The organism is Pseudomonas sp. MF6767, assembly GCF_016405475.1.
In the GTDB taxonomy this organism is placed as follows: domain Bacteria; phylum Pseudomonadota; class Gammaproteobacteria; order Pseudomonadales; family Pseudomonadaceae; genus Aquipseudomonas; species Aquipseudomonas paracarnis.
The window spans coordinates 105,560-131,571 of sequence record NZ_JAEKCY010000013.1 but is presented as its reverse complement, the minus strand read 5'-3'; the positions used below and the strand labels follow the sequence as shown (position 1 = coordinate 131,571).

General features: G+C 61.9%; 27 protein-coding genes. 6 read left to right on the top strand and 21 right to left on the bottom strand.

Annotated elements, in window-relative coordinates:
* Positions 1-8 precede the first annotated feature (8 nt).
* On the top strand, positions 9-1,334 hold the full coding sequence (locus tag JFT58_RS20245; protein ID WP_003194458.1) for a lytic murein transglycosylase: 1,326 nt from the start codon (positions 9-11) through the stop codon (positions 1,332-1,334).
* A gap of 115 nt (positions 1,335-1,449) precedes the next feature.
* Here JFT58_RS20245 and JFT58_RS20240 read toward each other — a convergent pair whose 3' ends face one another.
* From JFT58_RS20240 to JFT58_RS20180, 13 genes are all read right to left on the bottom strand, one after another.
* A complete protein-coding gene (locus tag JFT58_RS20240) occupies positions 1,450-2,370 on the bottom strand; it encodes a S66 peptidase family protein (protein WP_034126908.1) in 921 nt (306 codons plus the stop codon).
* Between the two features lie 152 nt (positions 2,371-2,522).
* Positions 2,523-3,524: a lipoyl synthase gene (gene lipA, locus JFT58_RS20235; protein WP_161793230.1), complete on the bottom strand. Its 1,002-nt coding sequence runs from the start codon at positions 3,522-3,524 to the stop codon at positions 2,523-2,525.
* Positions 3,525-3,549: 25 nt separating this feature from the next.
* The gene (lipB, locus tag JFT58_RS20230) at positions 3,550-4,197 is read right to left on the bottom strand and encodes a lipoyl(octanoyl) transferase LipB (RefSeq protein WP_034126907.1); all 648 of its coding nucleotides are present in this window, start codon (positions 4,195-4,197) and stop codon (positions 3,550-3,552) included.
* On the bottom strand, positions 4,197-4,478 hold the full coding sequence (locus tag JFT58_RS20225; RefSeq protein ID WP_005791752.1) for a DUF493 domain-containing protein: 282 nt from the start codon (positions 4,476-4,478) through the stop codon (positions 4,197-4,199). Before JFT58_RS20225 ends, lipB begins: the two co-directional genes overlap by 1 nt.
* A gap of 85 nt (positions 4,479-4,563) precedes the next feature.
* Complete coding sequence (locus tag JFT58_RS20220; protein WP_003194468.1) at positions 4,564-5,721, bottom strand: D-alanyl-D-alanine carboxypeptidase family protein; 1,158 nt, start codon at positions 5,719-5,721, stop codon at positions 4,564-4,566.
* 183 nt (positions 5,722-5,904) lie between these two features.
* Positions 5,905-6,909, bottom strand: a complete 1,005-nt coding sequence (locus tag JFT58_RS20215; RefSeq protein WP_032895156.1) for a septal ring lytic transglycosylase RlpA family protein — start codon at positions 6,907-6,909, stop codon at positions 5,905-5,907.
* Complete coding sequence (gene mltB, locus JFT58_RS20210) at positions 6,909-7,919, bottom strand: lytic murein transglycosylase B (protein WP_054896188.1); 1,011 nt, start codon at positions 7,917-7,919, stop codon at positions 6,909-6,911. Before mltB ends, JFT58_RS20215 begins: the two co-directional genes overlap by 1 nt.
* Positions 7,920-7,936: 17 nt before the next feature.
* Positions 7,937-9,040, bottom strand: a complete 1,104-nt coding sequence (gene rodA, locus JFT58_RS20205) for a rod shape-determining protein RodA (RefSeq protein WP_044268991.1) — start codon at positions 9,038-9,040, stop codon at positions 7,937-7,939.
* 31 nt (positions 9,041-9,071) lie between these two features.
* Positions 9,072-10,970, bottom strand: coding sequence for a penicillin-binding protein 2 (gene mrdA, locus JFT58_RS20200; protein ID WP_034126905.1), 1,899 nt, complete (start codon positions 10,968-10,970; stop codon positions 9,072-9,074).
* Between the two features lie 15 nt (positions 10,971-10,985).
* Positions 10,986-11,453 carry a 23S rRNA (pseudouridine(1915)-N(3))-methyltransferase RlmH gene (rlmH, locus tag JFT58_RS20195; RefSeq protein WP_003176297.1) on the bottom strand — a complete coding sequence of 156 codons (468 nt, stop codon included), beginning with the start codon at positions 11,451-11,453 and terminating at the stop codon, positions 10,986-10,988.
* Between the two features lie 9 nt (positions 11,454-11,462).
* Complete coding sequence (rsfS, locus tag JFT58_RS20190; RefSeq protein ID WP_003176298.1) at positions 11,463-11,957, bottom strand: ribosome silencing factor; 495 nt, start codon at positions 11,955-11,957, stop codon at positions 11,463-11,465.
* A gap of 66 nt (positions 11,958-12,023) precedes the next feature.
* On the bottom strand, positions 12,024-12,668 hold the full coding sequence (nadD, locus tag JFT58_RS20185) for a nicotinate-nucleotide adenylyltransferase (RefSeq protein ID WP_003194480.1): 645 nt from the start codon (positions 12,666-12,668) through the stop codon (positions 12,024-12,026).
* Positions 12,668-13,933, bottom strand: coding sequence for a glutamate-5-semialdehyde dehydrogenase (locus JFT58_RS20180; RefSeq protein WP_034126904.1), 1,266 nt, complete (start codon positions 13,931-13,933; stop codon positions 12,668-12,670). Before JFT58_RS20180 ends, nadD begins: the two co-directional genes overlap by 1 nt.
* 175 nt (positions 13,934-14,108) lie before the next feature.
* Between JFT58_RS20180 and JFT58_RS20175 the strand changes: the two genes are divergently transcribed.
* Together JFT58_RS20175 and JFT58_RS20170 are read left to right on the top strand one after the other, a co-directional pair.
* Complete coding sequence (locus JFT58_RS20175) at positions 14,109-14,792, top strand: DNA-3-methyladenine glycosylase (RefSeq protein ID WP_103299396.1); 684 nt, start codon at positions 14,109-14,111, stop codon at positions 14,790-14,792.
* 156 nt (positions 14,793-14,948) lie between these two features.
* Positions 14,949-16,265, top strand: coding sequence for a bifunctional DedA family/phosphatase PAP2 family protein (locus JFT58_RS20170; RefSeq protein WP_054896189.1), 1,317 nt, complete (start codon positions 14,949-14,951; stop codon positions 16,263-16,265).
* Here JFT58_RS20170 and JFT58_RS20165 read toward each other — a convergent pair.
* The 4 genes from JFT58_RS20165 to JFT58_RS20150 form a co-directional block, all read right to left on the bottom strand.
* A complete protein-coding gene (locus tag JFT58_RS20165; protein ID WP_054896190.1) occupies positions 16,259-16,474 on the bottom strand; it encodes a hypothetical protein in 216 nt (71 codons plus the stop codon). The genes JFT58_RS20170 and JFT58_RS20165 overlap by 7 nt on opposite strands.
* A 100-nt stretch (positions 16,475-16,574) precedes the next feature.
* Entirely contained in the window at positions 16,575-17,165 is a 591-nt protein-coding gene (locus JFT58_RS20160; RefSeq protein ID WP_054896191.1) for an LON peptidase substrate-binding domain-containing protein, read from the bottom strand.
* A gap of 22 nt (positions 17,166-17,187) precedes the next feature.
* Positions 17,188-17,904 carry an LrgB family protein gene (locus JFT58_RS20155; RefSeq protein WP_034126899.1) on the bottom strand — a complete coding sequence of 239 codons (717 nt, stop codon included), beginning with the start codon at positions 17,902-17,904 and terminating at the stop codon, positions 17,188-17,190.
* The gene (locus tag JFT58_RS20150; RefSeq protein WP_054896192.1) at positions 17,901-18,254 is read right to left on the bottom strand and encodes a CidA/LrgA family protein; all 354 of its coding nucleotides are present in this window, start codon (positions 18,252-18,254) and stop codon (positions 17,901-17,903) included. The genes JFT58_RS20155 and JFT58_RS20150 overlap by 4 nt, the downstream gene beginning before the upstream one ends.
* A gap of 183 nt (positions 18,255-18,437) precedes the next feature.
* On the opposite strand from JFT58_RS20150, the gene JFT58_RS20145 reads away from it, so the two are divergent.
* From JFT58_RS20145 to JFT58_RS20135, 3 genes are all read left to right on the top strand, one after another.
* Positions 18,438-18,893 carry a MaoC family dehydratase gene (locus JFT58_RS20145; RefSeq protein ID WP_003194496.1) on the top strand — a complete coding sequence of 152 codons (456 nt, stop codon included), beginning with the start codon at positions 18,438-18,440 and terminating at the stop codon, positions 18,891-18,893.
* Positions 18,894-19,088: 195 nt separating this feature from the next.
* The gene (locus JFT58_RS20140) at positions 19,089-20,807 is read left to right on the top strand and encodes a C13 family peptidase (RefSeq protein WP_054896193.1); all 1,719 of its coding nucleotides are present in this window, start codon (positions 19,089-19,091) and stop codon (positions 20,805-20,807) included.
* 29 nt (positions 20,808-20,836) lie between these two features.
* The gene (locus JFT58_RS20135) at positions 20,837-21,478 is read left to right on the top strand and encodes an oxidoreductase (RefSeq protein ID WP_054896194.1); all 642 of its coding nucleotides are present in this window, start codon (positions 20,837-20,839) and stop codon (positions 21,476-21,478) included.
* Positions 21,479-21,621: 143 nt separating this feature from the next.
* Here the strand turns inward: JFT58_RS20135 and JFT58_RS20130 are convergent, their stop codons facing one another.
* From JFT58_RS20130 to JFT58_RS20115, 4 genes are all read right to left on the bottom strand, one after another.
* Complete coding sequence (locus tag JFT58_RS20130; RefSeq protein ID WP_003194502.1) at positions 21,622-21,906, bottom strand: YceK/YidQ family lipoprotein; 285 nt, start codon at positions 21,904-21,906, stop codon at positions 21,622-21,624.
* The gene (gene ubiX / locus JFT58_RS20125) at positions 21,899-22,528 is read right to left on the bottom strand and encodes a flavin prenyltransferase UbiX (RefSeq protein ID WP_032895136.1); all 630 of its coding nucleotides are present in this window, start codon (positions 22,526-22,528) and stop codon (positions 21,899-21,901) included. Before ubiX ends, JFT58_RS20130 begins: the two co-directional genes overlap by 8 nt.
* Positions 22,525-23,874: a UDP-N-acetylmuramate:L-alanyl-gamma-D-glutamyl-meso-diaminopimelate ligase gene (gene mpl / locus JFT58_RS20120; protein ID WP_103299397.1), complete on the bottom strand. Its 1,350-nt coding sequence runs from the start codon at positions 23,872-23,874 to the stop codon at positions 22,525-22,527. The genes ubiX and mpl overlap by 4 nt, the downstream gene beginning before the upstream one ends.
* 208 nt (positions 23,875-24,082) lie before the next feature.
* Positions 24,083-25,993, bottom strand: a complete 1,911-nt coding sequence (locus JFT58_RS20115; RefSeq protein ID WP_054896911.1) for a sigma-54-dependent Fis family transcriptional regulator — start codon at positions 25,991-25,993, stop codon at positions 24,083-24,085.
* Positions 25,994-26,012 lie beyond the last annotated feature (19 nt).

Here is a 26,012-nt window from a genome sequence, read left to right as displayed (position 1 = left end):
ACCTGTGCATGCCCTCTCGTCTTTCTCGTCATTGGCACCTGCGCCAATTGATCGCTGCCTCCAGCCTCATTCTGCTCGTCGCCTGCGCCGAAAAACCTACCGCTGCGGACGCTCAACCCCTGCCCAAGCTCCAGACGGCCCCGGCTATCGCGCCTGCCGTGGTGGCCCCGTTGGCGGTGGACAATCTCGATATCCAGCCGACCCAGACCTTTGCCGAATGGCAAGCTGGCTTCCGTGCGCAAGCGCTGCAGGCCGGGATCACTGCAGCCGTGTTCGATAACGCTTTTGCCGGCGTCACACCTGATATGGCGGTGATTCGCGCCGACCGCAGCCAACCCGAATTTTCCCGCCCAGTGTGGGAATACCTCGACGGAGCACTGTCGCCGGTGCGCGTGCGCAATGGCCAGGCACTGCTGGTCAAGTACGCCGATATTCTGCAAAGCATCGAGCAACGCTATGGCGTCGACCGCCAGGCGCTGGTCTCGGTGTGGGGCATGGAGAGCAACTTCGGCGCTTTCCAGGGCAATAACTCGGTGATCCGCTCCCTGGCCACCCTGGCCTATGAAGGACGTCGGCCGGCCTTTGCGCAAGCGCAGTTGCTGGCAGCGCTGCAGATCATCCAGCATGGCGATATTCAGGCCGACCAGATGAAAGGTTCCTGGGCCGGGGCGATGGGCCAGACCCAGTTCATCCCGACCACCTACAACACCCATGCCGTGGACTTTGACGGTGACGGTCGCCGCGATATCTGGAACAGCCCGTCCGACGCCCTCGCCTCCACGGCGCATTACCTGCAAAGCTCCGGCTGGCAGAAAGGCCAGCCATGGGGCGTTGAAGTGCAGCCGCTGCCGTCGGGCTTCGACTACAGCCTGGCCGATGGCGGCGTGCGCAAGACCGTGGCGCAATGGCTGCAACTGGGCATCCAATTGCCGCCTGGCGTGAGCCTGCCGGCCAATGTCGACCAGCTGTCCGCCGCCCTGCTGCTGCCGGCCGGCTACCGTGGCCCGGCGTTCCTGGTGCTGGATAACTTCCGCGCGATCCTCAAGTACAACAATTCGTCGTCCTATGCACTGGCGGTTGGTTTGCTGTCGGAGCGATTTGGCGGCGGAGGTGTGATTCGGGGCAGTTGGCCAAAAGATGAGCTGCCACTGAGCCGTTCGCAACGCATAGACCTGCAGACGGCGCTCAGCGCCAAAGGCTATGACGCGGGTAATGCCGACGGGATTATTGGCGCCAACACGCGCAAGGCGATTCGGGCTGCACAGCAGGCGCTGGGCTGGCCGGCGGATGGGTATCCGACGGTGAAATTGCTGGAATCGCTGCAGAACCGCTGAAGTGATCGCTCCCACGCTCTGCGTGGGAGCGCTGCCTTGGACGCTCCGCGTCCGCGGCTGAAGAGGGTGACGCAGAGCGTCACTGGAGGAATTCCCACGCAGAGCGTGGGAACGATCAGGCCTTGAACACTACATCCTGCTCCAACACCACCCGCTGCTCCCCCGCATCCAGGCGCACCAAGGCGCCCATCGGCAATGTCAGGTTCGGGTCGCAATGCCCACTGCGCCAGCCTGCCAGCACTGGAATGCACAGCGGCTCAAAGGTCTGCTTCAGCAGACGCGCCAATGCCGCGCTATCCACACCGGCCACATCCCCTACCAACACGCCAGCGACTTGAGCCAGCTTGCCAGCCAGGCGCAGGTGGGTCAGCAGGCGGTCGATGCGATAGAGCGGTTCGTTGACGTCTTCGATAAACAGGATGATGCCATCAGCGTCTATTTCGTAAGGCGTACCCATGACCGCGGCGATCATCGACAAGTTACCGCCCAGCAAGCGCCCACAAGCCACACCCGGCTCGATTGTGGTCAGCGGGTAGGCCATCGGGTGCGGCAGCACACTGCCGGCGCCCCGTTGGCCACGCAGCAGGCTGAACAAGGAGGATTCGGTGGGCGGCTGTTTGCCACCGAGCAGGTCGGCATTGAGCATGGGCCCGTGGAACGTCACGAAGCCGGCATAGCGGTTGATGGCCAGGTGCAAGGCGGTGATATCGCTGTAGCCCACAAACGGCTTGGGGTTGGCGCGCAGCAGGTCGAAGTCCAGCGCATCGAGCAAACGGGGCGTGCCATAGCCGCCACGCAGGCAGAGGATGGCATCGATGTCGGGGTTGGCGAAGGCGGCATGCAAATCGCGCAGGCGCACTTCATCGCTACCGGCCAGGTAGCCGTCGCGCTCGTGCACACCAGGGAAAATGTGCAGGTCGTAGCCGCGGGCACGCATCCATTGCCGGGCTTTTTCAACATCCAGCGCGGCGGGGCCGGCGGGGGCGATCAGGCCGAGGGTGCCTTCGGGGCGCAGTGCAGGTACGGCGGCGGTCATCCATGGTTCTCCCTATATGACGCAGAACGAAATGTGGGAGCTGGCTTGCCTGCGATGCAAGCGCCTCGGTGAATCAGTGACACCGAGGTGATGCTATCGCAGGCAAGCCAGCTCCCACACAAGCCCGCATTTCACATTGATTCTGGAGCGGCTTACGAAACCAGGCTCGCCTTGACCAGCTTGGCCTGCTCATCGGCGTGGTACGAAGACCGCACCAACGGGCCCGAGGCCACGTTCTTGAAGCCCATCTTGTAGCCTTCCTCGGCGAACCAGGCGAAGGTGTCCGGGTGCACGAAGCGCTGCACCGGCAAGTGGCTGCGGGACGGTTGCAGGTACTGGCCCAGGGTCAGCATGTCGATGTCGTGTTCGCGCATGCGCTTCATGACTTCGATGACTTCTTCGTCGGTTTCACCCAGGCCCAGCATCAAGCCGGACTTGGTCGGGATGTGCGGCATCATCTGCTTGAATTTCTGCAGCAGGGTCAGCGACCACTGGTAGTCCGAACCCGGGCGCGCCGCCTTGTACAGGCGCGGCACGGTTTCCAGGTTATGGTTGAACACATCCGGCGGCTCGGCAGCGGTGATGTCCAGGGCGACGTCCATCCGGCCACGGTAGTCCGGCACCAGGGTTTCGAGCATCACGTTCGGCGACAGCTTGCGGATCTCGCGGATGCAGTCGGCAAAGTGCTGGGCACCACCGTCACGCAGGTCGTCGCGGTCTACCGAGGTGATCACCACATACTTGAGCTTCAGGTCGGCGATGGCGATGGCCAGGCTTTCTGGCTCATTGACGTCCAACGGCTTCGGACGGCCGTGGCCGACGTCGCAGAACGGGCAGCGACGGGTGCAGATGTCACCCATGATCATGAACGTGGCGGTGCCGCCAGAGAAGCACTCGCCCAGGTTCGGGCAGGAGGCTTCTTCGCATACGCTGTGCAACTTGTGTTTGCGCAGCAGCGACTTGATACGGTCGACTTCCGGCGAAACCGGGATGCGCACGCGAATCCAGTCAGGTTTCTTCGGCAGTTCGGTGGTCGGGATGATCTTGACCGGGATGCGTGCAACCTTCTCGGCGCCGCGCAGCTTGACGCCGGCTTCCACCTTGGCACGCGGGGCCGGGGCTGGACGCTCAGTGATGTCCAGCGTCGGGATCATGGTTTGCACAACATCAGTAGTCATATCAATCGATTCCGCCCGTCAGGGTCGTCTGCTCTGCATAGTCGAGGTGTTTGACGAGCTGCGCGCGCAGCCGGGCACTTACCTCGGCAAATTCTATGGATGTTGCATGGTCACTCAACTGGGTCATCGCAAGCCCGGCGTAACCGCACGGGTTGATCCGTCGGAACGGCGCCAGGTCCATGTCCACATTCAAGGCCAGGCCATGAAAGGAACAACCGTGGCGAATGCGCAGCCCCAGGGAGGCGATTTTCGCGCCATCCACGTATACACCCGGTGCATCGGGCTTGGCCACGGCGGTCACGCCGTAACTGGCCAACAGCTCGATCAGGCACGTCTCCATGCGGCTGACCAGGTCGCGCACGCCAAACCCCAGCTTGCGCACGTCCAGCAGCAGGTAAGCCACCAGTTGACCGGGCCCATGGTAAGTCACTTGACCCCCTCGGTCGACCTGCACCACCGGAATATCACCCGGCAGCAGCAAGTGTTCGGCCTTGCCGGCCTGGCCCTGGGTGAATACCGGCGGGTGTTCTACCAGCCAGATTTCATCCGGGGCCGAAGTGCCGCGCTCATTGGTAAAGCGCTGCATGGCATGCCAGACCGGCTCGTATGCCATCCGGCCGAGCTCGCGAAAGCCCAGGACTTGCGACATCACAGCACCATATGCACGAAGCCGGTGGCTCGCAGTTCGCTGTTGATGTTGTAGAGCTGGTCTTGATCGGTCGCAACGATGTGCAACTGGATCGTGGTGTACTTGCCGGTGGAGCTTTGGCGCTCGTCCACGCGGTTGTCGTTGATCGTCGCGTGCTTCCTGACGATCTCGAGAATCTTGTCCTTGCGGCCGACACCGGTATCGCTGATCACCTTGACGGGATAATCCGTCACAGGAAATTCGATCTTTGGCGCCTTTACTTCTACGTCTTTATCGGTCATGGCAGAACAGCCTCGTAAGCGCTAAGCCGTGGCGACGGGCAAAGCCCCGCGTTGGATCAACGCGGGGCTTTGCAGGTGCACACAATCAGTTGAACAAGCCGTAGAAGAATAGACGGATGCTATCCCATACGCGGCGGAAGATACCACCTTCCTCGACAGCGTCCAGCGCGATCAGGTCGGCGCTGTGCACCACCTTGTCGTCCAGCTTGACTTCGACCTTGCCGATCACATCACCCTTGGCGATTGGCGCAACCAATTGCGGGTTCAGGGTCATGCTGGCGGCGAGCTTTTTCAGCTGGCCTTTAGGCATGGTCAGGGTCAGGTCGTCGGCCAGGCCGGCCTTGACTTGCGACGTCGCGCCCTTCCACACCGGCGCGGTCGCCAGCTCAGCACCCTTCTGGTAGAAGGTCTGGGTTTCGAAGAAGCGGAAGCCGTAAGTCAGCAGTTTTTGCGTCTCGGCCGCACGGGCCTGCTCGCTGTTGGTGCCGAATACCACGGCGATCAGGCGCTGGCCATCACGTACGGCGGACGACACCATGCAGTAGCCGGCTTCGTCGGTGTGGCCGGTCTTCAGGCCATCGACGGTCTTGTCACGCCACAGCAACAGGTTGCGGTTAGGCTGCTTGATGTTGTTCCAGAAGAATTCCTTCTGGGAGTAGATCGCATAGTGCACCGGGTCAACGCGGATGATGGCGCGCGCCAGGATCGCCATGTCATGAGCCGACGAATAGTGCTCTGGGTTCGGCAGGCCGGTCGGGTTCATGAAGTGGCTGTTGGTCATGCCCAGCTCACCGGCGGTTTTGTTCATCATGTCGGCGAAGGCGTCTTCGCTGCCGGCGATGTGCTCGGCCAGGGCGACGCTGGCGTCGTTACCGGACTGGATGATGATGCCGTGCAGCAGGTCGCTCACGGTGACTTGCGAACCCACCTTGATGAACATCCGCGAACCACCGGTACGCCAGGCGTTTTCGCTGACGGTAACCGGGTCGTTTTCGCCGATCTGGCCGCGACGGATTTCCAGGGTCGCGATGTAGGCAGTCATCAGCTTGGTCAGGCTGGCAGGCGGCAGGCGTACATCACCGCCGTTTTCGACCAGCACGTTGCCACTGGCGGCGTCCATGAGGACCCACGACTTGGCGGCCAGTTGCGGGGAGGCCGGCACCATTTCAACCGCCCAGGCGGCTGGGGTGATGATCAGCGAGATAAGCAGGCACGTACGTTTGGCTAAGGTGGTGATGTTCATCCGTCTCTCGAAATTGCTTATGGAAACTTGCCCTCGCGGGCAAAACTATTCAGACAGCCCGCTTCCAGACTGTCACGTGTTCGGTTGCCCGCTCACCCCTTGCCCCTGGGTTTTTATTGTTCAACGAGCCAACAACCAGGGTTCAAGCGCGCATGCGCGTCTGAGCCATCAATCCGTTACTGCTTATTCTGCGGTGACCACGCTGGGTTGCCCCAGATTGGCCAGACGCACGCTGTTCTGCACTTGTGCCACTTCGCTCGGCGAGCCGATAGGGCCCATGCGTACACGGTGCAAGGTTTGCTGGTTACGCACGATGGAACTGATGAAGACCGGCGCGCTGACCATGCCGCTGAGCTTGGACCTTAACAGTTCTGCCGCATCCGGGTTGGCGAAAGCGCCGACCTGCAGGTATTGCCCACCGGCCATGGAGGCGCCCGCTGCCGCGTGAGGTACCACCACGGTATCAGGCGCATGCTGCGCAGGTGGCGGGGTCCATTGCTCGATCTTGCCGGTGGAGGCCGTCACTTGCGGTTGCGGGGTTGGCGGTTCGTTGAGCATCAACGGCGCGGGTTTGCCACGCTGGGCCCAATACTGCGCCGGATCGATGCCTTCGACCTTGACCCGTGCGGTGCCGGTTTCGGCATAACCGAGTTTCTTGGCGGCCGCGTAGGACAAGTCGATGATCCGGTCCGAATAGAACGGCCCACGATCATTGACCCGCAGGATCACGGTGCGATTGTTGTCCAGGTTGGTCACGCGCACATAGCTGGGCAGCGGCAGGGTCTTGTGGGCCGCGCTCATGCCATACAGGTCATACACTTCGCCGTTGGCGGTGTTCTGGCCATGGAACTTGGTGCCGTACCAGGACGCGGTGCCCGACTGCACGTAAGTCTTGGATTCCTGCAGCGGGAAGTAATTCTTGCCCAGCACGGTATAGGGGTTGGCCTTGTACGGGCCGGTGTGCAGGGTCGGCGTGGCGTCCGGGATTTTCGACACATCCACATCCCACCACGGCGCGCCGTCTTTGTGCGCGCGGTTGATGTCCAGGCCCGGCTGGGCACGTACCACCGCACCGCCCGCCTTCTTGGCCGGCGCACGGTTAGGGGTGGTGGAGCAACTGGCTACCAACAAGGACAACGCGGCGAACGCCACCAGCTTGAGCGGTTTTTTGAACGGCGATACCCGCATTACTTGTTGCCCCGTGCTTGAACCAGCTCATCTGACAGCTGATGCACGGCCATGGCGTACATCACACTGCGGTTATAACGCGTGATTGCGTAGAAATTCTTCAGGCCCATCCAGTATTCAGGGCCATTTGCGCCTTCCAGGCGGAATGCCGTCACCGGCATGTCGTCGCGTGGCGCATTCTGACTCGACCAGCCCAGCGCTCGCAACTCCCCGACGGTCTTGACCGGTTCGATACCTTGGGTCAGGCCCTCGTCAGCGCGCTCGCCCGTGACATCGGCGCGGATAACCACCGGCTCGCCGGCGACCCAACCGTGGCGCTTGAAGTAGCTGGCCACGCTGCCGATGGCATCGTCGGGGTTGCTCCAGATATTGATGTGCCCGTCACCGTCGAAATCCACCGCATAGGCGCGAAAGCTGCTCGGCATGAACTGCGGCAAGCCCATCGCCCCGGCGTAGGAGCCCTTGAGGCTCAGCGGGTCGACCTGCTCTTCGCGGGCCAGCAACAGGAATTCGCGCAGTTCCTTGCGGAAGAACTCGGCGCGGGGCGGGTAATCGAAGCCCAGTGTCGACAAGGCGTCGATCACTCGGTAGCTGCCGGTGTTGCGCCCGTAGAAGGTTTCGATGCCGATGATCGAGACGATCACCTGCGCCGGCACGCCGTACTCCTGCTCGGCGCGGGCCAGTACCGCCTCGTGCTGGCGCCAGAAATCCACGCCGCGGGCGATGCGCGCATCAGTGAGGAACATCGGGCGATAGTCCTTCCACTGCTTCACACGTTCGGCAGGTCGGGAGATGGCGTCGAGGATCGCCTGCTTTTTCTGGGCTTCGCGGAACACGCCCATCAGTTGCTCGCCAGCAAAACCGTAGTCGCGGGTCAGCTCACCGACAAATTCGGCAACCTGGGGAGAGCCATCGTAGTCACCGGCCTGCGCCTCTTGCGTTGCCCCCAGCAGCCCGATCAGGCCCATCCAGGTCGCATGCCGAGTCGCCCAGCCGCGCATTACTTGCATTGACATCTTCACCTTATTCAAACCTGTGCGATCCACTTGCGATGCGTATGAATCGACATCAAAACCCCAAACGCTGACAGCAATGTCACCAGCGAAGTTCCACCGTAGCTAATGAATGGCAACGGCACCCCAACCACCGGCAGCAGGCCACTGACCATACCGATGTTGACGAAAACATAAACAAAAAAAGTCATGGTCAGGCTGCCGGCGAGCAATTTGCCGAACAGCGTCTGCGCCTGGGCAGTGATCACCAGGCCGCGACCAATCAACAGCAGATAAATCAGCAACAACGCGCAAATGCCCACCAGGCCGAACTCTTCGCCCATCACCGCGATGATGAAGTCGGTGTGGCTCTCGGGCAAGAAGTCCAGGTGAGACTGGGTGCCCAGCAACCATCCCTTGCCAAATACCCCCCCGGAACCGATGGCCGCCTTGGATTGGATGATGTTCCAGCCGGTGCCCAGCGGGTCGCTCTCCGGGTCGAGGAACGTCAGGATCCGTTGCTTCTGGTAGTCGTGCATGAAGAAGAACCACATGGCCACCGCCACGGGCACGGCGGCGGCCAGCACGCTGAGGATCCAGCGCCAGCGCAATCCGCCCATGAACAGCACGAACGCGCCACCGGCGAGGATCAGCAACGAGGTGCCAAGGTCCGGCTGGCGCACGATCAACACAAAGGGCACACCGATCAGGATCAGGCTGATCGCCACGTGCTTGAGCTGCGGCGGCAAGGTGCGCTTGGAGAGGTACCAGGCAATGGTGGCGGGCATCAGGATCTTCATGAATTCCGACGGCTGGAAGCGAATCACACCGGGGATGTTGATCCAGCGTGTGGCGCCCATGGCGTTGTGGCCCATGACGTCCACCACCACCAGCAACAACACGCCGGCGACATACCCCAAGGGCACCCAGCGCGCCATGAAACGCGGCTCCAACTGGGCGATCACCACCATCGACAGCAGGCCCAGGCCAAACGAGGACGCCTGCTTGATCAGCAGGTCCCAGTTCTTGCCGCTGGCCGAATACAGTACAAAAAGGCTGCCGGCCGCCAGGGTCAGCAGCAGGATCAGAAGGGGGCCATCAATGTGCATGCGTTGCAGCAACGTCGCACGGCGACGCATCACATCTTCGCTGGAGAGGATGCGGTCAAAATTACTCTTCACGGGCCGTAACCTCGGGGCTTGAAGGGGGGCCGCCATACTCGGGCTTGAGCCGGCCATCGTCGGCCAGCAGCCAGGCGTCCATCACCTGGCGTACCACTGGGGCCGCGACGCCGGAGCCGGACTCGCCGTTCTCGACCATCACTGCCACCACGATCTTCGGGTCTTCCGCCGGGGCAAAGCCGACAAACAAGGCGTGGTCGCGGTGGCGCTCCTGCACCTTGGAGCGGTCATACTTTTCGCCTTGTTTGATCGCGACCACTTGGGCGGTACCACTTTTGCCGGCAATGCGGTATTGAGCGCCAATTGCCGCTTTGCGCGCAGTGCCGCGAGCGCCGTGCATCACCTGCTGCATGCCGTGGTTGACCTTGGCCCAATCGGACGGGTCACGCAGCACAATGTCAGGAATCGGATTGTCGTCCACCGGCTTTTCGCCTTCGATGGTCCTGGCCAGATGCGGTCGGTTCCACACGCCTTTGTTCGCCACCAGCGCCGTGGCCTGGGCCAGTTGCAGCGGAGTGGCCTGCATATAGCCCTGGCCGATACCCAGGATCAGGGTTTCGCCGGGGAACCACGCCTGGCGGCGGGTCGCACGCTTCCACTCCCGCGACGGCATCAGGCCGGGGGATTCTTCGAACATGTCCAGGGAGACTTTCTGACCGAGGCCGAACTTGCCCATGTAGGCAGACAGCCGATCAATTCCCAGTTTATGGGCCAGGTCGTAAAAATAGGTGTCGTTGGAGCGCATGATCGCGGTGTCTAGGTCGACATAGCCGTCACCGGAGCGGTTCCAGTTACGGTACTTGTGATCGTAGTTGGGCAGCATGTAGTAGCCAGGGTCGTACACCCGGCTTGAGGCCGTGACCACGCCAGCATCCAGGCCGGCAATCGCCACCGCCGGCTTGATGGTCGAGCCCGGTGGGTACAGGCCGCGCAACACACGGTTGAACAGTGGCCGGTCGATGGAATCACGCAGCTCTGCGTAGGCCTTGAAGCTGATGCCAGTCACAAACGGGTTGGGGTCGAAGCTGGGCTGGCTGACCATCGCCAGCACTTCGCCAGTCTTCGGGTCCAGCGCCACTACGGCACCCCGCCGACCGCCCAGGGCCATCTCGGCAGCTTCCTGCAACTTGATGTCCAGACTCAGGACAATGTCCTTGCCAGGCACCGGATCGGTGCGCTTGAGCACGCGCAATACGCGACCACGCGCATTGGTCTCGACTTCCTCGTTACCTACCTGGCCATGCAACTCGGCCTCGTAGAAGCGCTCGATACCGGTTTTGCCGATGTGATGGGTGCCGCTGTAGTTGATCGGGTCGAGGGTTTTCAGCTCTTTCTCGTTGATCCGCCCCATGTAGCCAACGGAGTGGGCAAAGTGCGGCCCTTGCGGGTAATGCCGCACCAACTGCGCCACCACTTCCACACCCGGCAGGCGGAACTGGTTCACCGCAATACGGGCGATCTGCTCTTCGGTCAGCTCGAACAGGATCGGCACCGGCTCGAACGGCCGGCGCCCCTGCCGCATGCGCTTCTCGAAGACGGCCCGGTCTTCCGGCGTCAGTTGCAGCACCTCGACGATGACATCCAGGACCTGCTTCCAGTCGCCGGAGCGTTCACGGGTCATGCTCAGGCTGAAGCTGGGCCGGTTATCGGCAACCACTACGCCATTGCGGTCGAAAATCAGCCCACGGGTCGGGGGAATCGGCTGCACATGCACCCGGTTGTTTTCCGACAGCGTGGAGTGATAGTCGTACTGGATCACCTGGAGGAAATACAGCCGCGCAATCAGCACGCACATCAGCACCACCACCAAGACAGCACCGAACACCACCCGCGCGCGTACCAGACGTGCGTCTTTCTCGTGGTCCTTGATGCGGATCGGCTGGGTCATCGGGGGCGGCGCAGACTATTTGTGGTAAGGGTGCCCGGACAGAACTGTCCAGGCGCGATACAGCTGTTCACCGATCAGAATCCTTACCAACGGGTGCGGCAACGTCAGCGCCGACAGCGACCAGCGCTGATCGGCCCGCGCACAGACTTCCGGCGCCAGCCCTTCCGGGCCGCCGACCATGAAATTGACCGTGCGCGAATCCAGGCGCCAGCGATCCAGTTCCACCGCCAGTTGCTCGGTGCTCCAGGGCTTGCCGTGCACTTCAAGGGTGACGATGCGCTCATTGGGGCCGACCTTGGCCAGCATGGCTTCGCCTTCCTGACGGATAAAGCGCGCCACGTCGGCGTTCTTGCCCCGGGTATTGAGCGGTATTTCCACCAGCTCAAGCGACAGCTCAGCGGGCAGACGCTTGGCATATTCGTGCCAGCCTTCTTCCACCCACTTGGGCATGCGTGAACCGACAGCGATCAGACGCAGGCGCACAGCCGTTCCTTATTCCTGGTCTTTGTTGAGCTTGTCGAAGTGCGCGTGGCCCACTTCCGGGCTGTGGTGCTTGCCATCGGCGGCACGGCTCTGCTCGGCGCCTTTCCACAGACGTTCCAGGTCGTAGAACTGGCGAGCATTGGAGGTCATCATGTGAACGATCACATCGTCCATGTCCAGTAGCACCCAGTCGCTGTCGCCCTTGCCTTCTTCACCCAGTGGCTTGACGCCCTGGGCTTTGACGGCTTCGCGAACCTTGTCCAGCATCGCGCCGATCTGGCGGTTGGAGGTACCGGTGGCGATGATCATGAAGTCGGTGATGCTCTGCTTGTCGCGCACGTCCAGCACCTGGATGTCCTGGGCTTTAACGTCTTCCAGGGCAGCCACGGCGACTTTCACCAGCTCTTCGCCAGCCAATTCCGGGCCGACATGGGCTTCAACCGGCAGCGGCGCGCTTTTGAAGGTGCCTTTGCGCTTAACTTTGCTTACGTCTTTGTTCGTCATATAAAACTCGTTTTGCTCGTATGTTCGGGCGCTTGCTGCACGGTTCGTGCGTTCAAGCGCGCCTTTTCAGTTCGACGCACGGTAAAGCCCGTGCGCATCGATGTAGGCCAGGACCGCGTCAGGCACCAGGAAACGTACCGACTTCCCGCTGGCCAGCAGTTGACGGATCTGGGTGGCGGACACCGCAAGCGGGGTCTGCCAGACGAATGCAATATTCCCGTTCGGCCCGGTCAGGGCCAAGGGGTCACTTACCGACCGCGCGGCCAGCAGGTTGCGCAAGGCATCCGGCGGTTCGCTGTCGGCATCCGGGCGTTGCAAAACCAGGATGTGGCAATGCTGGAGGAGTTCCTCCCAGCGGTGCCAAGAGGGCAGGCCGCAAAATGCGTCCCAGCCCAAAAGCAGAAACAGTGGGTCATCCGCGGCCAATTCGGCGCGCATCAGCTCCAGGGTGTCGATAGTGTAGGACGGTTTATCGCGCTTGAGTTCGCGATCGTCCACCACCAGCGGCGATATACCTTCCACGGCAACACGCACCATTTCCAGGCGTTGCTCGGCGGCCACCTGCGGCGTGTCGCGATGGGGCGGCCGGAAATTGGGCAGCAGGCGCAGCTCATCCAGCGCAAGGGCATCCGCAACTTCGAGGGCACTGCGCAAATGGCCGATGTGCACGGGGTCGAAAGTACCGCCGAGCAGCCCGATGCGTTTAGTCATCAAGTGCGCACATGACCGTCGCCAAACACCACGTACTTCTCACTGGTCAGCCCTTCGAGGCCCACCGGGCCGCGTGCGTGGAGCTTGTCGGTGGAAATACCGATCTCAGCCCCCAGGCCGTACTCGAAGCCGTCGGCAAAACGCGTCGAGGCGTTGACCATCACCGAAGCGGAATCCACTTCGTTGAGGAAACGCCGGGCATCGCTGAAATGCTCGGAAACGATGGCGTCGGTGTGCTTGGAGCCATAGGTATTGATGTGTTCGATGGCCTGGTCCAGATCGTCGACGATGCGGATCGACAGGATCGGGGCCGTGTACTCGGTGTACCAGTCCTGCTCGGTCGCCTCAATGACGTCCGCGCCCAGCAACGCCCGGGTGCGCTCGCAACCGCGCAGTTCTACCGACTTGTCACGGTAGATGGCAGCCAGCGGCGGCAGCACGCGCTCGGCAATGCCAGCGTGCACCAGCAGGGTTTCCATGGTGTTGCACGGCGCGTAGCGGTGGGTCTTGGCGTTGTCGGCAATGCGGATCGCCTTGTCGAGGTCGGCGGCGATGTCGATGAACACATGGCAGACGCCGTCCAGGTGCTTGATAACTGGCACCTTGGCATCGCGGCTGACGCGCTCGATCAGGCTCTTGCCACCCCGCGGCACGATCACGTCGACGAATTCCGGCATGGTGATCAGCGCGCCCACGGCAGCACGGTCGGTGGTTTCCACCACTTGCACCACTTCAGCCGGTAACTCGGCCACGGCCAGGCCCTGCTGGATGCAGGCGGCGATGGCGCGGTTGGAATTGATCGCTTCGGAACCGCCACGCAGGATAGTGGCGTTGCCAGACTTGAGGCACAGGCTCGCGGCGTCGATGGTCACGTTCGGACGCGACTCATAGATGATGCCGATCACGCCCAGGGGCACGCGCATCTTGCCCACCTGGATGCCGGACGGCAGGTAGCGCATGTCGCGAATTTCACCGATGGGGTCAGGCAGCTTGGCCACCTGACGCAGGCCTTCGATCATGTCGTCGATACGTGCCGGGGTCAGCGCCAGGCGGTCCAGCAGGGCTGGCTCCAGGCCGTTAGCGCGCCCATTGGCCAGGTCCAGCTCGTTGGCGGCGGTCAACTCGGAGCGCGAAGCATCCAGAGCATCCGCAGCTGCCAGCAGCGCACGGTTCTTCTGCGCGGTGCTCGCACGGGCGATCAACCGCGAGGCCTGCCGGGCAGCGCGACCCAGGCGGGTCATGTAGTCAAGAACGGACTCAGTCATGGTCAGGGAGTCTTGGCAAAGAGGAAAGCGGCAGATTATAGCTGTGACGCCGCCCGACTGACAGCGGTGAGGGGCGGATGGTCGAAATGAACTGTAAAAACCCCAGGTTCAGCCGTAATTAAGGTGAGAGTTGTTATGATTCGGTCACATTTAGCCGTATCAACCCTTGACCGCCATGCCCGACTTTCCCCCGCTGCTCCCCGCCAGCCCGCTGCCCGATAGCTTCTTCGACCGCGATGCCCAACTGCTTGCGCGTGAACTACTCGGAAAAGTCATTCGTCATCGTGTGGGCGATCTCTGGCTTTCGGCGCGAATTATTGAAACCGAAGCCTATTACGTGGCCGAAAAAGGCAGCCACGCCTCACTCGGCTACACAGAAAAGCGTAAGGCTTTGTTTCTGGGTGGTGGCCATATCTACATGTACTACGCCCGTGGCGGTGATTCGTTGAACTTCAGCGCCCACGGCCCGGGCAATGCCGTGCTGATCAAATCGGCCTATCCCTGGGTCGACGAAATTTCCGGGGCGGCGAGCCTGGCGCAGATGCTGTTGAACAACCCCAACCCCGACGGCAGCCCACGCCCCTCGCAGAAGCTGTGTGCAGGCCAGACGCTGCTGTGCAAGGCACTGGGCCTGAAAGTGCCAATGTGGGATGCCAAGCGCTTCGATCAGGAACTGCTGTATGTCGAAGACGTGGGCCAGCTGCCCACGCAGATTATCCAGACTACGCGCCTGGGCATTCCCACTGGGCGCGATGAGCACTTGATGTACCGTTTCGTCGATGCTGGCTATGCGCCTTATTGCACGCGGAACCCGCTGCGTCGGGGGCAGGTCGAAGGCCGGGATTATTTTTTGATTTAACGCGCGACACATCCCATGTGGGAGCTGGCTTGCCTGCGATAGCGGTGTGTCAGGCAACTTCAATGCTGGCCATGCCGCAGCCATCGCCGGCAAGCCAGCTCCCACAGTTGAATTTCACCGTCTCAAATTCTGTTTTGTATGCATGGAGTGGATTGTATGGGCCAATGGCTCGATAGCATCACCGGCTGGTTGACCCTCAACCCACAATGGCTGGCAGCGGCGGTGTTTATTGTCGCGTGTGTGGAATGCCTGGCGATTGCCGGGTTGATCGTGCCAGGCACGGTATTGCTGTTTGCAATCGCCGCGTTGGCTGGCAGCGGTGCGCTGTCGCTGAGTGAAACCCTGCTGCTGGGCTTCCTCGGCGGCTTATTGGGCGACGGCGTTTCCTATTACCTGGGCCGCCATTTCCATCAGAACATCCGGCGCCTGCCCGGCCTGCGCCAGCATCCTGAATGGATGAACGGCGCAGAAACCTACTTCCACAAGTACGGAATCGCCAGCTTGTTGGTCGGACGCTTCATCGGCCCATTGCGTCCCATGCTGCCCATGGTCGCCGGCATGTGCGACATGCCCTTCCCGCGCTTTGCCGCTGTGAGCATCATTGCCGCAGCGGGTTGGACCGTGGCCTATCTGCTGCCGGGCTGGGCTGCCGGCGCCGCGTTCCGTCTGCCCTTGCCGGAAGGCTTCTGGCCGGAAGCGGCGATTATCGCGGCGTGCCTGGCGGTACTGCTGGGGATGAGTTTGAACAGCAGTTGGCGCGGGCATCGGCGCACCACCTTGTGGATTGGTTGCGCCAGCCTGGTGTTGTTGATCGCGCTGTTTATCGGCTACCCCCATCTCAATGACTTCGACCAGGGCCTGAGCGCACTGGTGCAGGAACATCGCAGCCCGTGGCTGGACGAGGTGATGGTGCGGGTCACCCAACTGGGTGAGTTCAAGAAGATGTTTTTCGCCAGCGCCGTGTTCACTGGCCTGTTGCTGTTGGCACGGCAGTGGCGCCACGCCGTATTTGTCGGCGCCACCCTCGCTGGCGCGGCAGTGATCAACACCGGCACCAAGCTGTTTTTCGCCCGTGGCCGCCCGGAAATCCTAACGGACCCGCTGACCAGCTTCAGCATGCCCAGCGGCCATGCCTCCGGGGCCTTTGCCTTCTTCCTGGCGCTCGCGGTATTGGCCGGTCGCGGCCAACCTACGCGGCTGCGCCTGACCTGGATGCTGCTGGGCTGCATTCCCGCGGCGTTCATTGCCTTGTCGCGGGTGTACCTGGGCGCCCATTGGCCCACGGACATCCTGGCCGGCACCTTGCTGGCAATGACCGTGTGTGCGTTCAGCCTGACGGCAATCGAGCACCGCAGCCCATTGCCAGCCATGTCGCAAAAAGCCTGGTGGCTGGTGCTGCCCGCCGTGGTGGCAGTGCTCGGTTTCATCGCCTTTACCGGTACGCCCCACGCACTGCTCAGGTACGCCTATTGACCCTTGGCCGGGCCGATCCAGTCCACGGAGGCGCTGCGCCGTTCAGCGCAACGCTCGCGGCGCTCCAGCAGCATCTCATCGGCCATTTCGGCGGCGCGCTCGGTGATGTACTCCGCGCCACGCGTGGCTTCCTGCTGGAGTAATTGCGTGGTCACGCTGACAAAATAAGCGTCCCACGCGACTTGTTCCGAGGGGGTCAGCCGAATCATGGTTATCTCCGATCATTGTTGTGCGATCGGAAAATAGTGCAGGCGGCGCAGTGGAGGCGACCGAGCAAAGTCTGAAAGCTCTGTCAGGCAAATCCGAACATCAGGTGAACAGCTCGCCCTGCAATTCATCGAGCAACAGTTGGATCGCATCCAGGCGCTGCCCTGGGTCGTCCAGTTGCAGCAAGTCGATCTTGTCGGCCTCGTTAAATGGAAGCAGATAGGCCAACTGATTGCTCAGGGCTTGCTGGCCTTCGGCCTGGCCGCCCATGTCCAGCGAGGCCACCATCGGGTGTTCGGCCAAGGCCTCAAGCAACGCCAGCAAGTCGGCGTCCTCTTCGCCCAGCGGCTGGTCCGGCAATTCTTGCAGCCATTGCACATCGGCCACCAGCAACTGGTCTTTCTGCACGCCGGCCTCACGCACGCGGAAACGACGGCCACCTTCGACGCGAATGCCCAGCAGGCCGTTGTCCTGCTGTTTGAAGTCACGAATCAGCGCCTCACAACCGACAAGCGCATAACCGTCAGGGGCCGTGCCTACCTCTGAGCCATCCAGGATGCACACCACACCAAAGCCTTCGCCCTTTTTCATGCAACGGCCGATCATGTCCAGGTAGCGCGCCTCAAATATCTGCAAGTCGAGGGTGCAGCCCGGGAACAGCACAGTGTTGAGGGGGAATAGCGCCAGACTCATAACGGTTTCCTTAAACCCTGGGTTAAACAATGACCGACACCGCCAACGGCAGGAACACCGCCGTGGCCACGCCCATCAAACTCATGGCGAGCGCCGCGAAGGCGCCGCATTCTTCGCTTTCCTGCAGGGCCACCGAGGTGCCGACGGCGTGGGCGGTCATGCCCAGGGCCATGCCGCGCGCTTCGGGGCTGCGTACACCCAGGCGCGACAAGAGCGCTGGACCGATCATCGCGCCGACCACCCCAGTGATCAACACAAACACCGCCGCCAAGGCCGCTACGCCGCCGATCTGCTCGGCCACCAGCATGGCAATCGGCGAGGTGACCGACTTGGGCGCCATGGTCATCAGCACCCTGTGCTCGGCCCCGAACCACCATCCCAACGCCACACAAAGGCCGGTGGCCAATACCCCGCCTACCACCAGCGTAGTAAATATCGGCCAGAACAATTGGCGAATCCGTCGCAGGTTCAGATAAAGCGGCACCGCCAGGGCCACGGTCGCAGGCCCCAGCAGGATGCCCATGATCTCGGTGCTCTTGCGGTATTCGGCGTAGCTCAGCCCGCAGGTGAGCAGCACGCCGATCACCAGCAGCATCGACACCAGCACCGGCTGCAGGAAGATCCAGCGGGTTTTCTCGAACCCCGCCAGCACCAGTTGATAGGCACCCAGGGTGATACCGATACCGAACAGCGGGTGATGAATGACCGCCGTCCAGGCGCCCTGCCAGTCGAGGATCATTGGTCCTTCTCCTTGCGCTTGACCATCTGCTGCATCAGCACACCGACAAAGCCCATGGCGATCACCAGCGACAACACCAACGCCCCGACGATGGCCCAGAAATCCGCCACGATGTCCTTGGCATACACCATCACTCCCACGGCCGGCGGCACCAGCAGCAGCGGCAGGTAACGCAACAGGCTGCCGGCCGCCAGGCTCAGGGGCTCGCCGACTTCACCGCGCCAGACCAGAAAGCCCAGCATCAGCAACAAGCCGATGATCGGCCCCGGGAGTACCGGCACCAGCAAATGATTGATCGCGGTGCCGATCATTTGAAACAGCACCAGCCAGGTCAGGCCACGTAACAGCATCCCGCTCTCCCCCCTCAAAACTCGCGCGCATTATAAGCATGCCCGCCCTATGCTCCGGCATTCGCCAAAAGCATGTTGGGTTGACCAGGCTGATTGCCCATGATGATCTACATTGGTTCTCTGTAACCCATAAAAACGCCCCTTATCAACGGGCACATAAGTGATGAACCAAGGAGAGACGCAATGCCCTATGTACCCGTAGCGCAGCTCAAAGATTACGTCGGCAAGGAACTGGGACGTTCCGAATGGCTCACCATCGACCAGGCGCGTATCAACCTGTTCGCGGAAGCCACCGGCGATCATCAGTTCATCCACGTCGACCCGGTCAAGGCGGCGCAAACCCCGTTCGGCAGCACCATCGCCCACGGGTTCCTGTCACTGTCGCTGATGCCCAAGCTGATGGAAGACATCCTGATCATGCCCGAAGGTTTGAAGATGGCCGTCAACTACGGCCTGGACAGCGTGCGCTTTATCCAGCCGGTGAAAGTGAACTCCAAGGTGCGGCTGAACGTCACCCTCACTGACGTCACCGAGAAAAAACCGGGCCAATGGCTGTTCAAGGCCACCGCCACCCTGGAAATCGAAGGCCAGGAAAAGCCGGCCTACATTGCCGAGTCGCTGTCACTCTGCTTCGTATGATCGCCACACCCCCACTGTAGGAGCGAGCTTGCTCGCGAAGGTCGTCAGCGATAACGCGTGCTTGCTGAACAAATGCGGCGCCTGTGAGTTTTCGCGGGCAAGCCCGCTCCTACAGGTGATGGATCCTGCGCATAGACCACTAGGTTCGGCACCCCGGCTACGGCATACTCGGCGCTCAATTATCCGGATCCCGCTATGCGCCCACTCGCTCCCCTTGCCCTTGCCCTGTTGCTCACCGCTTGCGGAGACGGCGAATCGCTGTTGCCGCCCGATGCGCGCTTGCCCGATGGCGGCCGCTACCGTGGCGATGTGGTCAACGGTTTGCTGCAAGGCCAAGGCCGTGTGGACTACCCCAATGGCAGTTGGTACGCCGGCCAGTTCGACAAAGGCCAGTGGCACGGCCAGGGCGAATGGCATGGCAGCAATGGCGAAGTCTATAAAGGTGAATTCAAGCAGGGCCTGTTTGACGGCCAGGGTAGCCTGACCACCTCGGGCAGCAGCTACGTGGGCGGTTTCAAGAACGGCCGACGCAACGGCGAAGGCACCCTCAAAGAAGGGCAGATGACTTATCGCGGCGAATTCCAGGACGACCAGTACTCAGGCCTCGGCCGCCTGGAACTGGCCGACGGCAGTCAGTACCAGGGCCAGTTCGCCCACGGCAAGCCCAATGGCGAAGGCCAGCGCAATGACGACAGCGGCAACCAGTTCAGCGGCCGCTTTGTCGATGGACAACTGGAAGGCAATGGCACTTTCAATAGCGCCGAAGGCGATATCTATGTCGGCCAATTCAAGCAGAACCAGCTCAACGGTAAAGGCCGCTACGAGAACGCCGACGGTGATGTGTGGATCGGCCAGTTCAAGGAAGGCGCGCTGACCGGCAAAGGCGAATTGATCGGGGTCGATGGCAGCCACTATGTCGGCCAGTTCAGTGACTGGCGCTTTACCGGCGAAGGGCGCCTGAACCTCACCGATGGCAGTTTCTATATCGGTGGCTTCGACAGCGACAACTATCAAGGCCGTGGCACCCTGGTACTCACCGACGGCACCGTGCAGTCCGGCACCTGGGTCAACGGCCTGCGCGTGCGCGACGCCGAGGGCAAGCTGCTGCCGGACCCTCTGGAGACCGGCATACTGGCTCAAGGCCGCTTGCTCGATGACGCCCTGGCGACAGTGCCCGCGTCCACTCCGGCCGTCGAGCTATACACGTTGGTGCTGGCGGGCGACGGCAAGCAAAGCGTGTTCCTGCGCGAGGCCGATTACGTCAGCAACCTGCTCGCCACCCGCTTCGGCGCGCGCGGGCAGGTGCGCCTGGTCAACCACCGCGACCATATCGCCGACCGCCCCCTGGCCACCCGCGAAAGCCTGCGCCGCTCGGTGCAAACCCTGGCCGAACGGACCGGACCGGAAGACCTGGTGTTCATTTACATGACCAGCCATGGCACCCATGAGCATGAGCTGGTGCTCGACCAACCGCGCATGGAACTGGCCGACCTGCCCGCCGACGAGCTGGCCGCCGTGCTCGCACCGCTGAAAAACCGCGACAAGGTCATCGTGATCTCCGCGTGTTACTCCGGCGGTTTCATACCGGCGCTCAAAGATGAGCGCACCCTGATCATGACCGCCTCCCGTGCAGACCGCGTGTCATTCGGCTGCTCGGAAGAAGCAGACTTCACCTACTTCGGTGATGCCCTTTTCGCACAAGCTTTCAACCAGACGGATGATTTGCAACACGCCTTCAAACTGGCGCAACTGCACGTGGCCGAACGCGAACAGGCGGACAACTTCGAAGCCTCCGAACCGCAGATCTGGGCCCCTAAAGGCGTGATCGCCCATTGGCAATTATTACGTAAACAGCAGGCACGAAAGGCGCTCGAAAGCGTCTCAATGAATAGCAAGGAAGCCAAAGGCAACTAAGCTGTAACGTGTAACAAGGGGGAAACACCATGTACCTGACACCGCAGCATATCTTGCTGGCCGGGGCTTCCGGCCTCACTGGCGAACACCTGCTCGACCGCCTGCTCAACGAACCCACCGTGACCCGCGTGCTGGCACCGAGCCGCAAACCATTGGCTGAACATCCACGCCTGGAAAACCCGGTGGGCGACCCGGCGGTGTTCCTGCCGCAACTGAGCGGCCGCGTGGATATTGCCTTCTGCTGCCTGGGCACCACGATCAAAAAGGCCGGCTCGGAAGGGGCGTTCCGTGCGGTCGACCTGGACATGGTGGTGGCCTTCGCCAAGCGCGCACGGGAACTGGGCGCGCGGCATCTGATCGTGATCAGTGCGATTGGCGCCGACCCGAAATCCTCGGTGTTCTACAACCGGGTCAAGGGGGAAATGGAACTGGCGCTGAGAGCGCAAGACTGGCCGCAGTTGACCATCGTACGTCCATCGCTGCTGCTGGGGGAGCGGTTGGAACCGCGCCTGGCCGAGCAGTTGGCCGGGCCGCTGTCACGGCTGATTCCCGGTAAGTACCACGGTATTGAAGTCTGCGAACTGGCCCGCGCCATGTGGCGCCTGGCGCTGGAAGAACAGGATGGCGTGCGGGTGGTGGAATCGGACGAGTTGCGCAAGCTCGGTAAGTAATGGTGCAGCGCTTGTACTGATCGCTCCCACGCTCTGCGTGGGAGCGCCGGTTATGACGCTCTGCGTCATGCTTGGGACGCGGAGCGTCCCCGACTGCATTCCCACGCGGAGCGTGGGAACGATCCACCCAGGTAGCCCTTATCTTACAGTCCGCCCGTGGCGTTGAAGCCAACCCCCAGCACCGTCAACACCGACAGTGGCAACAATAAGGTATCGAGCAACGCGCTGGCCGGCAGGTCGAGATGGGGATAGCTCGGGGCCTCGGCACCAAAGCGGTCCTTGGCGCAGCAGCCGCCATTGATCGCGTACAGATCCAGGCGTGTGCCGGCATACACCACCGGGGCGCCCGGTTGCGCGGCATCCAGAGTACGCGCTGTGGCACAGCCGGTGAGTTGCAGCGCCATCAACAGCAGCAGTGCTTTATTCATCGCCGCCCAGATGGTGCTCGCCCCAACGCGGCAGCATGTCCTGGGGAATGTTCAACAGGTTGAGAATGCGCGCCACCACAAAGTCCACCAGGTCATCGATGGTCTGTGGCTGGTGATAGAAACCAGGCGACGCGGGCAGGATGGTCACGCCCATGTTCGACAACTTGAGCATGTGCTCCAGGTGAATGCTCGAATACGGCGCTTCGCGCGGCACCAGGATCAACTGGCGGCGCTCCTTCAAGGTCACATCCGCCGCCCTTTCGATCAGGTTGTTGCAGGCGCCTGTGGCAATCGCCGACAAGGTGCCGGTGGAACACGGCACCACCACCATCGCCGCTGGCGCACCGGAGCCTGAGGCTACCGGCGACATCCAGTCCTCTTTGCCGTAAACCTTGATCTGCCCCGCCGCTGCGCCGGTGTACTCGGTGAGGAATGCCTGCATCATCTGCACCTTGGAAGGCAGCGCGACATCGGTCTCAGTCGCCAGCACCAATTGCGCCGCCTTGGAGATCAGAAAATGCACCTCACGGTCTTCACGCACCAGGCAGTCGAGCAGGCGCAAGCCGTAGGGCGCACCGGATGCGCCGGTCATCGCCAGTGTGATGCGTTCCGGCCCGCTCATTTCAGTGCCTCGGCCAGCTTGCCGTGCAGGCCGCCAAAGCCACCGTTGCTCATGACCACCACGTGGGTGCCGGGCTGGGCCAAGGATTTCACATGCTCAATGATGCCTTCCAACGAATCGCAGACTGTGGAGGGCACGGTGCATAGCGCAGCAATCGCGGGCAAATCCCAGCCGAGGTTGGCCGGCGCATACCACACCACCTGGTCGGCATCGTTGACACTCTCGGGCAGGCCATCACGGTGCGCGCCCAGCTTCATGGAGTTGGAGCGCGGCTCGACGATGGCAATAATTTGCGCATCGCCGACGCGCTTGCGCAGGCCATCCAGGGTTGTGGCAATTGCGGTCGGGTGGTGGGCAAAGTCGTCGTAGATGGTAATTCCATTTACTTCAGCGACTTTCTCCATGCGCCGCTTCACACTCTTGAACGCGCTCAAGGCGGCAATGCCCATGGCTGGTACCACGCCAACATGCCGAGCGGCAGCCAGGCTCACCAAAGCGTTGGCCACGTTGTGTTGGCCGGTCATGCCCCAATCGACGATGCCTTGGGGCTGGCCTTCGAACAGCACTTCAAACCGCGAACCGTCTTCGCTGAGCAACCTCGCCTGCCACTGCCCGTCCGCGCCGGTAGTTTGCACCGGGGTCCAGCAGCCCATGTCGATCACACGCTGCAACGCAGGCTCGGTGGTGGGATGAATGACAAGGCCCTCACTTGGGATAGTGCGCACCAAGTGGTGGAACTGGCGCTCAATCGCCGGCAGATCAGGGAAGATATCCGCGTGATCGAACTCAAGGTTATTCAGGATCGCTGTGCGTGGGCGGTAATGGACGAACTTGGAGCGCTTGTCGAAAAAGGCGCTGTCGTATTCATCGGCCTCAATCACAAAAAACGGCGTCTCCCCAAGGCGCGCCGATACCGAGAAGTTCTGCGGCACACCGCCAATCAGGAAACCCGGGCTCATGCCTGCATGCTCCAGCACCCAGGCCAGCATGCTGCTGGTGGTGGTCTTGCCGTGAGTGCCCGCCACTGCCAGGACCCAACGGCCCTGCAGCACATGGTCCGCCAGCCACTGGGGGCCGGAGACGTAAGGCAAGCCTTTGTTCAGTACGTATTCCACCGCCGGGTTGCCGCGAGACATGGCGTTGCCGATGACGACCAGGTCCGGCACCGGGTCGAATTGCGAAGGGTCGTAACCTTGGATCAGCTCAATCCCTTGCGCCTGTAGCTGCGTGCTCATGGGTGGATAAACATTGGCATCGGAGCCTGTTACGTGATGGCCCAGCTCTTTGGCCAGAACCGCCATCGAACCCATGAACGTACCGCAGATACCCAGAATATGAATGTGCATAGTCGACCTCGTAAACATCGAGGCAGGTTAGCGTAGGGTGGGAAAGTTCGCACGCTTTAGCTGAGCACGAAACGCTCGCCGGTAGGATCCGGCACAAGGGAGCTCTTAAACCGTGCTGCCGGCGTTTTTAAGCTCAGCGCCTTTCAAGGTAGCGCGTGAGGCAAAAAACGAGCAGTTCGCAATAACCAGGTTACTCCGACAGCGCCACTTACTGCATGGCGCCCCGTGAAATGCCATGCTTGCGTAACTTGCGGTACAGCGTATTGCGACTGACCCCCAACTGTTCAGCCACATGGCTCATATGCCAGCGCTGCTGCGCCAGCGCGTTGAGCAATGCCTGGCGCTCGGCGTTCTCCAGCGGCGAGGCGCACGGCGCATCCACCCTCGCCCCTTGCGGCTGCGCTTGGCGAATCAGGGCCGGCAAGTCTTCAAGACCGACTCGCCCGCCCTCACAGAGCGCCACTACCGTGCGCAACACCGTACGCAACTGCCGCAGGTTGCCGGGCCATTGGAATGCTAACAAGGCCTGGCGCGCAGGTTCGTCCAGCATTACCTGCTCGTTGCCCGCTTCCTGGGTCAGGAGGAAGTCCAACAGTTGCGACTTGTCACTGCGTTCGCGCAACGGCGGCAGGGCCACTTCCAAGCCGTTCAAGCGGTAATACAGGTCTTCGCGAAAACTGCCATCGGCCACGCGCTCCAGCAAATTACGGTGCGTGGCGCTGATGATGCGCACGTTCACCGCTTGAGGTTCGCCGCCGATAGGCACCACCAGGCGATCCTCCAGCACCCGTAACAGGCGGGTTTGCAACGCCAGGGGCATGTCGCCGATTTCGTCGAGAAACAGCGTGCCGCCGTCGGCCTGTTGCAGTTTGCCGCGCATGCCTTCTTTAAGGGCGCCGGTGAAACTGCCGGCGCGATAGCCAAACAATTCGCTCTCGATCAGGTTTTCTGGAATCGCCGCACAGTTCAGCGCAACAAAGGCCTTATCGCCCCGCTGGCTGCCCTGATGCACGGCCTTGGCGAAAGCTTCTTTACCGCAGCCGGTTTCGCCGTTGATCAGCAAGGGCACGTCGCGCTCGAACACTCGCGAGGCCTTGCGTAGCTCATTTTGCAACGCCGGGTCGCCCACGCAGATACCCAAAGGCCGTGGCGCCTGCGGCTTGATGATGGGTACCGGCACACTGCGCGGCTGGCCTCGCAGCGCTGCAAACAGAGGCCGGCCATCGCGGGTGCGCAGCGGCCAACTGGCCGTGGCATTCGCGCTGGCCCGCCCCAGCAACTGATCCAGGGAGCAGTCGAAAAATGCCTCCACCGGCTGGCCCACCAAGCCGCCGCGCAGCTGCCCCAACAGGTTCAGAGCGCTCTGGTTGACCGCACAAATGCGCCCTTCACCATCGAACGCCAGCAAGCCTTCGCTGAATAACCCGACCGACTCGGCCTGTAGGTGAAAACGCAGCAGCCAGTGGTGTTCGAAGTGGCGCAGGAAGTAGCAACTTTCGATCATCTTGGCCGACAGGTTCACCAGCGCCATGGTGTGGAACTGGCTCTGGCGCGACACGGCTTCGCGGGCCGAGGACACATCCAGCACCGCCAGCAATTCACCATGAGGGTCGAACACCGGGCTGGCCGAACAGGTCAGCCCGGTATGACGGCCGCGAAAATGCTCGTCACGGTGGATCGTCAACGACTGCCGCTCCACCAGGCAGGTGCCGATGCCGTTGGTGCCTTCGCAGGCTTCGCTCCAGTCTGCGCCCAGCCATAAGCCGGCGCGCTCGAATATCTTGCGCTCGGACGGCGCGGTGACACAGTTGAGGATCACCCCACGCGCATCGGTGAGCAGCACCGCATGACCGGCGCCGGAGAGTTGCTGGTGCAGGCTGTTCATTTCGCTGCCGGCGATGTGCAGCACTTGGCGCAGGCGTTCGCGACTTTCCAGCAGGCGCCCGTGCTCGAGCACGGTGGGCGCGATGGTCAGCGCCGGGTCGAGGTGGTAATCCTCCACGCAGCGCAGCCAGGAACGGGCGATGGACGGGTCGCTGCCAGGCCCTTGGGAAAGCTCTTGGCCACGGGTGACGGTCAAGACTTGTTGGGCATGGCGACTGAAATGATCGTTATGCATGTTCTTATTATTCTCCCTG

Excerpts from the sequence above, each read along its gene's own strand:
- JFT58_RS20135 (WP_054896194.1), top strand. The coding sequence starts at position 20,837 with ATGTACCTGACACCGCAGCATATCTTGCTGGCCGGGGCTTCCGGCCTC.
- JFT58_RS20170 (WP_054896189.1), top strand. The coding sequence starts at position 14,949 with ATGGGCCAATGGCTCGATAGCATCACCGGCTGGTTGACCCTCAACCCA.
- mpl (WP_103299397.1), bottom strand. The coding sequence starts at position 23,874 with ATGCACATTCATATTCTGGGTATCTGCGGTACGTTCATGGGTTCGATG.
- JFT58_RS20150 (WP_054896192.1), bottom strand. The coding sequence starts at position 18,254 with ATGCTGTTACGTGGCCTGACCTGGCTGGTGCTGTTTCAAATGATCGGC.
- lipA (WP_161793230.1), bottom strand. The coding sequence starts at position 3,524 with ATGATCCCGACGCTGGACATCACTGAGCGTCCAGCCCCGGCCCCGCGT.
- JFT58_RS20215 (WP_032895156.1), bottom strand. The coding sequence starts at position 6,909 with ATGCGGGTATCGCCGTTCAAAAAACCGCTCAAGCTGGTGGCGTTCGCC.
- JFT58_RS20130 (WP_003194502.1), bottom strand. The coding sequence starts at position 21,906 with ATGAATAAAGCACTGCTGCTGTTGATGGCGCTGCAACTCACCGGCTGT.
- JFT58_RS20115 (WP_054896911.1), bottom strand. The coding sequence starts at position 25,993 with ATGCATAACGATCATTTCAGTCGCCATGCCCAACAAGTCTTGACCGTC.
- JFT58_RS20165 (WP_054896190.1), bottom strand. The coding sequence starts at position 16,474 with ATGATTCGGCTGACCCCCTCGGAACAAGTCGCGTGGGACGCTTATTTT.
- ubiX (WP_032895136.1), bottom strand. The coding sequence starts at position 22,528 with ATGAGCGGGCCGGAACGCATCACACTGGCGATGACCGGCGCATCCGGT.
- JFT58_RS20145 (WP_003194496.1), top strand. The coding sequence starts at position 18,438 with ATGCCCTATGTACCCGTAGCGCAGCTCAAAGATTACGTCGGCAAGGAA.
- rodA (WP_044268991.1), bottom strand. The coding sequence starts at position 9,040 with ATGCGTCGCCGTGCGACGTTGCTGCAACGCATGCACATTGATGGCCCC.
- JFT58_RS20240 (WP_034126908.1), bottom strand. The coding sequence starts at position 2,370 with ATGACCGCCGCCGTACCTGCACTGCGCCCCGAAGGCACCCTCGGCCTG.
- lipB (WP_034126907.1), bottom strand. The coding sequence starts at position 4,197 with ATGTCGCAAGTCCTGGGCTTTCGCGAGCTCGGCCGGATGGCATACGAG.
- rsfS (WP_003176298.1), bottom strand. The coding sequence starts at position 11,957 with ATGACGAACAAAGACGTAAGCAAAGTTAAGCGCAAAGGCACCTTCAAA.
- JFT58_RS20160 (WP_054896191.1), bottom strand. The coding sequence starts at position 17,165 with ATGAGTCTGGCGCTATTCCCCCTCAACACTGTGCTGTTCCCGGGCTGC.
- JFT58_RS20225 (WP_005791752.1), bottom strand. The coding sequence starts at position 4,478 with ATGACCGATAAAGACGTAGAAGTAAAGGCGCCAAAGATCGAATTTCCT.
- JFT58_RS20180 (WP_034126904.1), bottom strand. The coding sequence starts at position 13,933 with ATGACTGAGTCCGTTCTTGACTACATGACCCGCCTGGGTCGCGCTGCC.
- JFT58_RS20220 (WP_003194468.1), bottom strand. The coding sequence starts at position 5,721 with ATGAACATCACCACCTTAGCCAAACGTACGTGCCTGCTTATCTCGCTG.
- mltB (WP_054896188.1), bottom strand. The coding sequence starts at position 7,919 with ATGCAAGTAATGCGCGGCTGGGCGACTCGGCATGCGACCTGGATGGGC.
- JFT58_RS20155 (WP_034126899.1), bottom strand. The coding sequence starts at position 17,904 with ATGATCCTCGACTGGCAGGGCGCCTGGACGGCGGTCATTCATCACCCG.
- JFT58_RS20245 (WP_003194458.1), top strand. The coding sequence starts at position 9 with ATGCCCTCTCGTCTTTCTCGTCATTGGCACCTGCGCCAATTGATCGCT.
- JFT58_RS20140 (WP_054896193.1), top strand. The coding sequence starts at position 19,089 with ATGCGCCCACTCGCTCCCCTTGCCCTTGCCCTGTTGCTCACCGCTTGC.
- JFT58_RS20175 (WP_103299396.1), top strand. The coding sequence starts at position 14,109 with ATGCCCGACTTTCCCCCGCTGCTCCCCGCCAGCCCGCTGCCCGATAGC.
- nadD (WP_003194480.1), bottom strand. The coding sequence starts at position 12,668 with ATGACTAAACGCATCGGGCTGCTCGGCGGTACTTTCGACCCCGTGCAC.
- mrdA (WP_034126905.1), bottom strand. The coding sequence starts at position 10,970 with ATGACCCAGCCGATCCGCATCAAGGACCACGAGAAAGACGCACGTCTG.